Raw genomic sequence first — 12,197 nt, forward strand, 5'->3', positions numbered from 1 at the left:
GGGCCGCTAGCAATAGCAAATTTACAAGGATTAAATATTAAAAAATATATGCTAGTTTACATTTTCAAAATAATGGATAACGCCTACTTCAGGCAGACGACGAGGATCTTTATTAAAATCCGACTCCTTATTCTTACTGTTTTCCAGAAAAGAATTGCTGAAAAGGGCATAAGAAGGCTGTTCTGCCACTCCGTTTTTCAAAAGCTGATGGGCTTCCACAATCGTTTTTCCATATAGCTTTCTGAAGTTTCCAATATTATATTGTGAAAAAGATCCATAATGAACAATAAACTTGAGAGCCAGATCAATGGTAGTGCTTAAACTTTTACTCAGCTCCTCAATCTTTCTGTTGAAGGCGCTTCTCATCTTCCACAGCATTTTTGAAATACTCTGGTAAGACGGATTTTCATCATACCGGTAAAATAAAATGGCATCCCCTTCAATCTCGGAAATTTCAAAATACTGATCGTTTGCATCAATCAGTGTAGACAATAACTGTCTTACAATATACTCGCCTGTATACAATTTTGTATTGAACACAAATTCGGTAAATCCGCTGAAATCCGGAATTAAAATGATCCCCTCCTGTATATTTGTCTTCATAATGATAATGGATTAAAAACCTGCTTCATCATTACAGACGAAGCAGATTCAATTTTACTTTATTGCCACCCGCCACCTACAGAGCGGTAAAGTGCTGTTATAGCATTCAATCTCTGAGTTTTCAGAGAAGCCAGTTCCAGTTCTGCCTGAAGTTTATTGGTTTGAGCAATTATTACCTCTACATAAGTTGCTGAATTATATTTAAATAAAAGATCAGCCTTCTTCACTGCTTCACCGGATTTCACGGCCAGTCCTTCTGCAATTTTCTGCTGTTCTTCCAGTTTTTGGATTTGCACCAATGCATCGGACACTTCTGCTACCGCTTTTAAAACAGATTGTTTAAAGTTGAGTTCTGCCTGATCAGCGACTACTTTAGACTGTTCATACTGTGTTTTCAACTGTTTTCCATTCAGAATAGGCTGCGCAACAGCTCCTGCCACCATTCCGAAAAGTGATCCCGGAACACTGAACCATTTACTGATCTGGAAAGCATTTACACCTCCTTGTGCTGTAATATTCAATGACGGATACATGCTCATTTTGGCAACATGGATTGCTGCAGCACTTTTTCTTACCTCAAGTTCCGCTGTTTTAATATCCGGTCTGTAACTTAATAATTCTGAAGGAACTCCCGCTGCAATATGATCCGGAGACTGTACATTGTTCAGTCCTGCGCTTCTTTCAATTTTCCCTGGCATTGAGCCTGTCAGCAGACTTAAAGCATTTTCCTGGGTCGTCACAGAGCTTTCAATCGCGGGAATTGATTTCAGGATCTGATCTTTTACAATTTCCTGCTGCTGCACTGCCAACGCTGTTGTTAATCCCAGTTCCTGCTGTTTAGTCAGATATTTTAAAGTATTATCAGCATATGCTAAATTGGATTTTGTAATTTCCAATTGAGTATCCAGCATCAGCAGATTATAATATCCCTGCACTACAGCAGACACCACTTGTGTTTTCACCGCCTTTGCTGCTTCCTGCGTTTTGAGATATTCTGCCAAAGCCTGCTCTTTTCTGCCTTTGATCTTACCCCAGATATCTGCTTCCCATGAAAAACTAAGAGAAGTTGTATAATCTTCCATATACCTTTTTCCCATGAACTGTCCGGCCATCATCCCGTTCATGCTGTTGTCTGAAGGGCGGTTGATATTTGCATTGGCAGAAGCACTGATCGTAGGAATATTAGCCCACTTACTCTGATTATATGCCAATGATGCAAATTCTATCTGCTTTAAAGCTACCTGAAGATCATTATTTTGTATCATCGCTTTATCAATCAATCCTACCAAAACCGGATCTTTGAAAAAGTCTTTGTAACTGATCTTAGCAATATTCTCTTCCTGTCCTGTTACAATACTGCCACTTCTGAAGGCTTCGGGCATTTTTACCTCAGGCTGTTCATATTTCTGAACTTTACATGAAATTGCCGTTCCAGAAATGAATGCGATATATGCTATATTTTTAATTTTCATTTTTAAAATCATTTGAATTAATATTCCCAATCCGCATCCGTTACTACTTTTCCGTTGATTCTTTCATGCAAGGCCTGGAATACCACGAAAAGAACCGGAACCACAAAAATTCCTAAGATCGTTCCGAAAAGCATCCCTGAAATGGCCGCATATCCGATAGAATGGTTACCCATCGCTGAAGGCCCTACCACAAAGATCAACGGCAGCAATCCGGTAATAAATGCCAGCGAGGTCATCAAAATGGGACGTAAACGGGCTTTTGCTCCTTCTACAGCGGAAGCAATAAGACTCTTCCCTGCTCTACGTCTCTGAATGGCAAATTCCACAATCAGGATACCATTTTTTGCTAAAAGTCCAATCAGCATAACGAGAGCAATCTGTACATAAATATTATTAGACAGCTCCGCAAATGTAATCCCTACAAAAACTCCTGAAAGTCCTACCGGAATGGCAATTAATACAGCTAATGGAAGGATATAACTTTCATATTGAGCAGATAAAAGGAAGAACACAAACACGATACATAATCCGAAAATCATTACTGACTGCGAGCTTGAACCTGCTTCTTCACGGCTCATTCCTTTATAATCGTAGGTATAACCCGGAGGAAGCACCTGCTTGCTCACTTCTTCAATGGCAGCCATCGCCTGTCCGGTACTGTATCCCGGAGCAGCCATTACCGTTAAGTTGGATGAGTTGAATAGATTGAAACGGTCTACCACCTCAGCTCCCGTTACCTGCTTAAGGCTTACCAACGTATTGATAGGAACCATCTGTCCTAAATTATTTTTAACGAAAATTCCGTTCAGGGATTCTTTATCCTGTCTTGTTTCCGGAGTAGATTGTACCAATACTCTGTAATACTTTCCGAATCTGTTGAAATCCGAAGCCTGAATACTTCCGTAATACCCCTGCATTACTCCCAATACGTCGGAAACATTCACTCCCAGCTGTGCAGATTTCACTTCATCTACAAGAACTTCAAACTGAGGATATGTAACATCGAAAGTAGTAAATGCTACTGCCACTTCCGGTCTCTGCATCAAAGCTCCCATCATTCCATAAGAAATATTTCCTAAATTCTGAAGTTCTCCGTTGGTACGGTCCTGAAGCACAAGCTCCATACCACTGGTATTTCCGAAACCGTCTACCGTTGGTGTATTGATCACAAGGAAATTGGCTCTTTTGTCCTGGGACAGCATTCCCTGAGTTTGTCCTATGATATCATTGATGTTATTCACAGGTCCTCTCTCACCTCCTTTTTTTAATTTAACAAAAATAGAAGCTGCTGAAGAAGACATAGAACCACTGAAAAGGTTTAATCCATCTACTGAAATTACTTTGTCCACAGCAGGATTCTTCATCAATAAGTCTTCTGTATCAGAAACTACTTTTGAAGTTCTGTCCTTTGATGCTCCCGGAGCAAGATTCGCTGTTACAATAATAAAACTCTGATCTTCATCCGGAATAAATCCTTTAGGGGTTGTCATAGACATCCATGCAAACAATCCACCGAAGGCTACAATGATGATGAGAGCCACCCATTTTCTTTTTAAAAGGAATAAAACAGCTTTCCCATATCGGAATGTCAGCTTATTAAAACTCGCATTGAATCCTGCAAAGAAACGGTCTTTGAAATTCATCTTTTCATGCGTTCCCGGATGATGTTGTTTTAAGAATAAAGCGCATAACGCCGGACTCAATGTTAATGCATTGATCGCTGAAATCACAATCGCAATCGCCAATGTCAAGGCAAACTGTTGGTAGAATAATCCCGTGGAACCACTCATAAAGGCCACCGGAACGAATACGGCAGACATGATCAGAGTAATAGAAACAATCGCTCCTGTAATCTCACTCATTGCCGACATTGTAGCCGCTCTAGGATTCAGCTTTTTATGTTCCATTTTGGCGTGAACGGCTTCTACCACTACAATGGCATCATCCACCACAATACCAATCGCCAACACCAGAGCAAACAAAGTCAGGATATTAATCGAGAATCCAAAAACCTTCATAAAGAAGAACGTTCCTACAATAGATACCGGAACCGCAATAGCCGGAATCAGGGTAGAACGGAAATCCTGAAGGAAAATGTACACCACAATGAATACCAGAATAAATGCTTCTATCAAAGTATGAATTACCTGTTCTATAGACTGATCCAATGCATCTTTAGTCGCGTATGGAATTTCATAATCCATTCCCGCCGGGAAAGATTTTTCCAGTTCTTTCATTCTTTCCTGAAGAGCGATCTGCACTTCATTCGCATTAGATCCTGCCATCTGGAAGATCGCCATCGTTACGGATGCTTTTTTATTATAATTGGAAGATACCGTGTAACTGTACGCTCCGAATTCTACTTTGGCAATATCTTTTAGTTTTAAAACAGAACCATCATTCAATGCTTTGATGGTGATATTTTCATATTGCTCCGGTTCTGTAAATTTCCCTTTGTACCGGAGAACATATTCCATAACCTCTTTACTTCTCTCTCCTAATCTTCCGGGTGCTGCTTCAAGGTTTTGAGTCTGAATAGCGCGGGAAACATCAGATGGAGTAAGATTGTAGGAAGTCAGTTTATTAGGATCCAGCCAGATACGCATAGAGTAATCTTTGTTTCCATACACCATGGCATCTCCTACTCCTTTTACTCTCTTCAGTTCCGGAACAATGTTGATTTTCGCGTAGTTTTCAAGGAAAAGGTCGTCCATCTTTCCATCCTTACTGGTCAGGGAAACCATCGCAATCATACTGTTCTGTCTTTTCACCGTGGTTATTCCCGCCTGAATTACTTCTGCAGGAAGCTGGTTGGTTACCTGTGCCACCCTGTTCTGAACGTTAATTGCGGCCTGATCGGGATCCGTTCCTAGTTTAAAAATAACGGTAATGCTTAATGTTCCGTCATTACTTGCGGTAGAAGTAATGTAATCCATATTTTCCACTCCGTTGATCGCATTTTCCAAAGGTGGAGCTACAGACCTGGCAATCGTTTCAGCATTGGCTCCCGGATAAGCAGCGGTTACCATAACAGTAGGTGGTGCAATGTCCGGAAATTTGGTAATCGGAAGGCTTACCATCCCGACAATCCCCAGTATAACAAGCAATACGGAAATAACCGTTGCCAGTACGGGTCTTTTTATAATTTTCTTTAACATGATTTCTTCTTACGATTTTTTCTGTTGAGCATTTTTCTTTTGTGCCACTACAGGAGTTCCCGGCTGTAATCGGTCGAAACCGCTGGTGATATACTCATCTCCGGCCTTAAGCCCTTTGGCTACGATGAAGTTATCTCCGGCTTTTCCATTCACCTCAATAGGAAGCATTGCTGCTTTCCCACCCTGAATGGTAAAAACAAACACTTTATCCTGAATGGTTCTGGTAGAAGCAATGGGAAGTAAAATAACATTGCTGTAGAACTGATCCAGTACAACTTTACCGGTATTTCCACTTCTTAAAAGATTGTTCGGATTGTTGAATTTTGCTCTTAGTGTAATAGATCCGGTTGTTTTATTAAACTGTCCTTCTACGGCATCAATCTTTCCTTTTTCAGCATATTGCTCACCGCCGGAAAGAAGTAATGATACTGCCGGAGTGTTTCTGATCACCTCATCAATACTGCTTCCCGTATATTGTTTCTGGAAATTATTAAAATCATTTTCGCTCAAACTGAAATACGTATATACCTGATGAATGTCTGACAATAAAGTAATTGGTTCCTGATTGCCCGGTGTCATCAAGCTTCCCAGACGATAGTTGAATCTTCCGATAAATCCGCTTACCGGAGCTTTGATTGTAGAAAAATTAAGATTAATTTTTGCAGATTCTATAGTGGATGTAGATTGGCTTACGGCTCCTCTTGCTCCATTGTAAGCCGCTTCAGCTTCTTTCACCTGAATTTCTGAAACCATTTTATTTCTGAACAGTTCTCTTTTTCTGTCCAAATCAATTTTAGAGGTTGAAAGAGTAGCCTGAGCGGTAATTAAAGCTGCCTGAGCGCTTTTCAGCTGCTCACGGAAAACCTGATCTTCAATTTTGAACAGAGGCTGGCCCGCTCTTACAAAGTCTCCTTCATCTACATAGATTTTGCTTAAATATCCTGTTACCTGAGGTCTGATTTCAACATTGGAAACACCCTCCACAGAGGCTGCATATTCTCTGGAAACAGAAGCGTCTCCCTGAGTCACTTTTGCAACAGGCAATTCCGGTGCCTGCTGCTGATAGCCTTGGTTTTTATTATCTTTCCCACACCCCGTCAAAACGATCAGTGAGAGGAAAAGTAAGGTTGATTTTTGAATAAAAAATCTTTGCATAACAATAGTCCTTTTAAATTTTCCGGACAAAAATCGAACGAAAAAAATTCAATAGGATTATTCAAAAAACTCCTTGTTTTGTCAAAAAGACTCCTTATTTTGAAAAACATGAGAAATATCATTCATAGACAATATAAATGATACTATTTGTTATTTTTAATTGGAATTATAGTTGATATTTGGTAAAAAGACGTCTTAAAACCATAAACAACTGATTATCAATACAAATCATCCTTTCTGTATTCCAGAGGAGATCTACCCACATGTTTTTTGAAAAATTTACTGAAAGACGCCTGATCAGAAAACTTTAATTGAGATGCTACTTCAGCGATATTCAGGTTGGGATTTCTTAACAGCAATCTGGCTTCGACTGCCAAAACCTGATGAATAATATCTCTTGGAGATTTAAAGATTGTTTTATTGATGACCTTTGTAAGGTATTTACGGCTGATAAAAAGCTTATCGGCATAGAACTGCACATTATGTTCTTCTTTGAAATGATGCTGAACCATCGTAAAAAAACTTGTGGTTAATTCATCTTCTCTATTGGTTACCTGATGAGGTTTTTCTGTTTTCTTGAAATAGTTATCAATTTCATAGATCACCAGCGAAAAGTGATGCCAGATCATTTCATTAAAATAATAATTATCTTTTTCTTTATCATTCAAAACCTTAAGTTCATCGAGATGAAAATTCAGTTTCCTGTACACATCTGCTTCGTTTCTGATGATATGAGTAGGGTCTGATGAAAGACTCTTCAAAACATTATTTGACTTATAATTAAAACCTGCATCAGAAATAAAATTTAATGAAAAGAAAATATACTTAGCATTATAATCTTCAGTAATTTCATCCACCCAGAAAGTTTCTAACATCGGACAAAAAACAATATCCCCTTTGGAAACCTCATAACTCTTGTCATCCAACCTGAATGTAACCCCGCCTTTCTGTATCATAAAAATGCAGAAATAATCTGAACGGTAAGGGATATTCGGTTGTATGATATAATTGGCCTTATCAATTTCCATCACCACAAATTCCTTGATTCTAAGATCAAATTCCACTTGCTGCAACACTTCATCAAAAGCTAACTGCGAAACAAAATCTGATTTTGGCTGGGATTTTTTAGACATTGGAAAGAAAATTAAGCACGAAGATAGTAATTAAGGTCAAAAAATTAAAAATACCAATAAGTGAATAATGCTTTTGTTAAATAACAACAATCAATTCTTTATCATACCCATTGTACTTTTCATCAATGTAACCGTGAGGATTACAGATGATTTCTGTCTCTTCAATTTTGTATCTGCATGGAGTATGAATATGCCCGTGAATCCAATATAATGGTTTATGTTCTGAGATTAAGTATTCCAGATCGGAGGCATAAGCAGACGTTACCGGATCTTCCTTGTAGTGTTCAGGAACAGATTTTATACTGGGTGCGTGATGGGTAACGACTATATTTTTAAGACCTTTTGAAGCTTCAAGACTTTCTTTTAACCATTCTTTTGAAAACTGATGGATTTTGAAGGTATCCAATGTTCTCATTTTGGAATAGGAAGGATCTCTTCTGATCATTTTATAGTCATTCATTTTAGACTGGCAAAGCATTCCGTACTGAACCGGATTCCCAAAGATGGAAAAATCCGTCCATAAAGTAGCACCATGAAAACGAATACCTTCAATATCTATAAATGAGTTTTCCAGGACAAATACATTGGAATCCAATGCTGCTTCTTTAATCTTATTAAGGGTTTTAGGGTAGGAACCTTTATAATATTCATGATTACCCAAAACATAAATTACAGGTTTATCGGGAATGGTATTTTTAATCCATTCAATGCCTTTGGTTCCTAAATTGACATCACCTGCCAAAACAACAATATCAGAATGATCAAAACATAATTCCGTACTCCCAAATTCCCGGTGAAGATCACTGATGATCTGTATTTTCATGATGTATAGTAAAAGAACAAAGGTAACGAAGTGAAGCGGAAAGACAAAAAAAAGAACCGACACCTAAGCACCGATTCTTCCTCATATAGTTTGTGTATTTTTAGGCCGCCTGCTATGAAACGGCTACTTTTGCCTGCTTCACTTTTAAGCTTTTCAATATAAAATAAAACAACATTCCGAGTGCTAAAAGAGCATAACTGATTAAGACAATCAGGTTCAGACTTCCTACTGAAAACTCTGAAGGAAAGATCTGGCTCATTAAAGTCATGAATGACAATCCAATCCCTGCACCCAAAAAGTAACTTGTAGAACTCAAACTTGATGCCAATCCATAATTTGAAGGTTCAACATCCTGAATTCCCATTACTGAAAGCGCCGTAAAACAAAACGTCATTCCTACTCCCGAAATACACGCCGCCCCCAATAAAACTACGGCTAGCGGATGTCCGGTATAAACGGAGATCAGCAATAACAATCCTCCCATCAGCATAAACAACCATCCTAAAACCCCCATTTGAGATGAATTCAGACGTTTTGAGACATGAGGAAGAATAAATTTAGCAGTCAAAGCAGATATGATACTGAATGGAACCAGCATTAATCCTGCTGAAGCAGCGCTATAGCCCATATCTTTCTGAAGCATTAATGAAATCAGGAATAAAAATCCGATAAAAAATGCACCCAGCGTAAAGAATACGGCATTGGAAATTACTAAAGATTTGTGTTTGAATAATTTTAAATCAACCAAAGGTTCAGCTACAGATTTCAATCGGTAATACACCATAACAAGCAGCGATACTGCCAAAATCAAAGAGCCAATGACCATAAAAGGCTGTTCTTTAACATAAACTAATTCATGAGTACCGTAAGTAAGACTTAAAAGCCCAAGCACCATTAATATTCCGGAAATCATATCTGTTTTCTGCGCTGTTTCATTTTTCTCATCTGCTGGCAGATAGTAGTAAGACAGCACAAGTGTTATCAGAAGAATAGGTACATTAATCAGGAAAACCCAGTGCCAGCTCAGGTATGTACTGATAATTCCTCCAACCGAAAGACCACTTCCTGAACCGATAGCAGCAAATGAACTGAAAATTCCGATCGCACGGTTTCTCTCCTGCTCTCCTCTGAATGTATTGGTCACAATCGATAATGCTGAAGGCATCACCAACGCAGCTCCCAATCCCTGTAAAGCACGGAAAACAGCCAGTACTTCAAAGTTTTGAGACAATCCTGCGCCTAATGAAGTCAGCATAAAAACCAGCGCTCCAAGCAAGAACATTTTCTTTCTTCCGATCTGATCTGAAAGCTTTCCGCCAATAATCAGAAATCCTCCAAAGAACAACACATACAGCGTTTGCAGCCATTGAACAGTCTCTGCTCCGATCTGAAACTGCTGTTGAATAGAAGGAATTGTTAAATTAATAATGGCAATATCCAAAGCCTCCACAAATGTCCCCACCGATGCTAAAATTAATATTACATTCTTCCTTGTATCCATATATTCAAATTTCCTGCAAAATTAAAATTTACAGAACGTATTTAAAAATTTAACCTTAAATTTGGAACAATGTTAAAATTAAAATCACAAAAAAAAGAACAAAACTCCTGATACACCAAACAACAATCCATAAAAACAGAACAAAATGGCAACTGAAAATTATATCCCCGACGAAAAAGACTTATCAATCCTGCGCCTTCTTCAGAAAGACGCCAAGATGAGTGTCCGTGACATTTCAGCAAGAATCAATCTAAGTCCCACACCCACCCATGAACGTATCAAACGTATGGAAAAACAGGGAATTATTAAAGAATACACAGCTGTTGTAGACCGTAAAAAAGTCAACAAGGGAATGATGGTGATCTGCATGATCGCACTGAGTGTTCACAATAAAAAAACAGCAGGAAAATTTATTGAGGAAGTCGGGAGACTGAAGGAAGTTGTGGAGTTTTATAATATCAGCGGAGATTTTGATTTTATGCTGAAGATCCTGGCTCCCAATATGGATGAATTCCATGAGTTTTTTGTAAATAAATTATCAGAAATTGAGGGAATCGGTCAGACCAAAAGTATTTTTGTGATGAACAGCATTAAAGAAAGTGCCCAGATTGTTTAAATCAAAATAAAAAACAGCCATATAAAACATATGGCTGCTATTTTATTGTTAACCAGAACATTCCGATTAATTCCTCATCATTATTTCCAGTAATTCCAGACTGATCCATCAAATATTGCCAGTGTTTTACTGGTTGTATCATAACAGATCATACCCGGATAAGGATTCTTTACGCTAAGATGCGGTGTTGCTATTTTTGGAAGAATCATTGCTTTATCCTGAGATTCAAGGACCAGCACTCCATCAGCTGCACTTACTCCTTCTCCCATAATAACTCCTTTCCCTGATTCTGCTGAATTATTGACAATAACCGCACTTGAATTACCGGCATCTGACAATGATTTCCAGGTGTCATTTTCATAGACTTTTACTTTATTATCTGTGATATCAAAGATTAATGTTCCATTCACCAAATTTCCGGTTGGAAATCCGGATGTTGCAGGAAGAATCAAACCTTTTGTATTTCCGGAAACGTTATCAAAATCCAATACGGTACTTTTTCCATCCACCGTCTGTTTTCCAATAGCTACCTGAGCGTAAAATGAATTAAAAACAATCAGGGCAACGGCTATACTTATATTTCTTATATTTTTCATACTCTTATTGGTTAAATTAATCATTACAGCTTTTTTGTACACATTTCCATTCTGTACCGTTATAAAGCTTTACACATTTGTCCTGAATATCATATAGAAGCATTCCTTCTTTCGGATCGGCAATGGCATCACCAGGTTGCGGTGTCTGGCTTACATGCTGAACTCTCGTCATAACAAAACCTTTATTTTTTGATTCCATTGCTAAGAATCCATTAGGTATATTTTCCGGCCAAGAATCGCTTTTCTGCTGTATGGTAATTCCAAATTTGGTAAAGCCATCGGGTGTTCCTGAAGCTCCTGGTTTTGTACAAAACCCATCAATTTCATCAATAATAACAGGAGCATTACCACAGCTTGATTTATCTTCGGACAACCCTTCAGGCCACAGCCCCGGGCACATGGCTTTCGTTGCATTAGGACCACAGAAGCTTGAATTCCCCATCCCTAATCCTGTGACAGATCCCATGGCAATTGTTACAATCTGACTATCATCACTAATAATAGAAGCTCCTCCACCTCCACTTACGTCTGCTTTTGCAATACAGTATGCTTTTCCGGTAGGAATTCCGACATATTCCACTGAAGGATAAGTGGTCGATTGCTGGGTAAATGTTCCACATATTTCTACAACACTATTGGTTCCCATTTCAATAACTGAAGTTGTACCAGGATAAAAGCCACCAAAAGTTGGATCTTCCTGAACTACCGATCCAACAAGGGATAAGAAGGATTTGGTTCCTAATTTAATTTTTGAATTTTTCTGAGATCCGAAAGTTCCTACTTTCACGGTCCCTGTAGACTGAACACTGGCACCATCACCGATTTCCAGAACACCATCCACCTGAATACTATTAGACTGAAGCTGTCCGGATTGAATAATAAGTGTTGCCCCATTCGGGATACTAATATTTGTACTTACACTAAGGCTGCCGTTAAGACAATAAGTATTACCACTTGTCATCGCCTGCCCTGTATAAGGAATACACTGACCATAGACTACAACGCTAAAAATAAGCATTAATAAAAAAATGACTTTTTTATTAATCTTTAAAAAAAATAATTTATCCATGTATATTTATAATATTTTAACAGATTATTACCGTTTAATTGAAAAATATTTAAATTTTCAACATCATTGCC

Annotated in this window: 10 protein-coding genes; 1 reads left to right on the forward strand and 9 read right to left on the reverse strand. The window is 38.4% G+C overall.

The features are described 5' to 3' along the window. Positions 1-51 precede the first annotated feature (51 nt). The 7 genes from FW780_RS07260 to FW780_RS07290 all read right to left on the reverse strand — a co-directional run bounded on the left by FW780_RS07260 (position 52) and on the right by FW780_RS07290 (position 9,845). Complete coding sequence (locus FW780_RS07260) at positions 52-603, reverse strand: DUF2652 domain-containing protein (protein ID WP_149832886.1); 552 nt, start codon at positions 601-603, stop codon at positions 52-54. A gap of 59 nt (positions 604-662) precedes the next feature. Next, positions 663-2,075 (reverse strand): efflux transporter outer membrane subunit, encoded by a 1,413-nt coding sequence (locus FW780_RS07265; RefSeq protein WP_241676867.1) that lies wholly within the window; start codon positions 2,073-2,075, stop codon positions 663-665. 17 nt (positions 2,076-2,092) lie between these two features. Next, the gene (locus FW780_RS07270) at positions 2,093-5,233 is read right to left on the reverse strand and encodes an efflux RND transporter permease subunit (RefSeq protein ID WP_149832891.1); all 3,141 of its coding nucleotides are present in this window, start codon (positions 5,231-5,233) and stop codon (positions 2,093-2,095) included. 9 nt (positions 5,234-5,242) lie between these two features. Further along, positions 5,243-6,388 (reverse strand): efflux RND transporter periplasmic adaptor subunit, encoded by a 1,146-nt coding sequence (locus FW780_RS07275; RefSeq protein WP_149832893.1) that lies wholly within the window; start codon positions 6,386-6,388, stop codon positions 5,243-5,245. Positions 6,389-6,606: 218 nt separating this feature from the next. Further along, positions 6,607-7,521 (reverse strand): helix-turn-helix domain-containing protein, encoded by a 915-nt coding sequence (locus tag FW780_RS07280; protein ID WP_149832896.1) that lies wholly within the window; start codon positions 7,519-7,521, stop codon positions 6,607-6,609. Between the two features lie 76 nt (positions 7,522-7,597). Then, positions 7,598-8,344 carry a metallophosphoesterase gene (locus FW780_RS07285; RefSeq protein ID WP_149832898.1) on the reverse strand — a complete coding sequence of 249 codons (747 nt, stop codon included), beginning with the start codon at positions 8,342-8,344 and terminating at the stop codon, positions 7,598-7,600. Positions 8,345-8,456: 112 nt separating this feature from the next. Next, a complete protein-coding gene (locus FW780_RS07290; protein WP_149832900.1) occupies positions 8,457-9,845 on the reverse strand; it encodes an MFS transporter in 1,389 nt (462 codons plus the stop codon). 145 nt (positions 9,846-9,990) lie between these two features. Between FW780_RS07290 and FW780_RS07295 the strand changes: the two genes are divergently transcribed. Beyond that, the gene (locus tag FW780_RS07295; protein WP_149832902.1) at positions 9,991-10,461 is read left to right on the forward strand and encodes an Lrp/AsnC family transcriptional regulator; all 471 of its coding nucleotides are present in this window, start codon (positions 9,991-9,993) and stop codon (positions 10,459-10,461) included. 80 nt (positions 10,462-10,541) lie between these two features. Here the strand turns inward: FW780_RS07295 and FW780_RS07300 are convergent, their stop codons facing one another. Continuing rightward, positions 10,542-11,057, reverse strand: a complete 516-nt coding sequence (locus FW780_RS07300) for a hypothetical protein (RefSeq protein ID WP_241676868.1) — start codon at positions 11,055-11,057, stop codon at positions 10,542-10,544. Positions 11,058-11,073: 16 nt separating this feature from the next. Next, complete coding sequence (locus tag FW780_RS07305; RefSeq protein ID WP_149832907.1) at positions 11,074-12,126, reverse strand: hypothetical protein; 1,053 nt, start codon at positions 12,124-12,126, stop codon at positions 11,074-11,076. Positions 12,127-12,197: the final 71 nt, after the last annotated feature.

This window comes from Chryseobacterium sediminis (genome assembly GCF_008386505.1).
Taxonomy (GTDB): Bacteria; Bacteroidota; Bacteroidia; order Flavobacteriales; family Weeksellaceae; genus Chryseobacterium; species Chryseobacterium sediminis.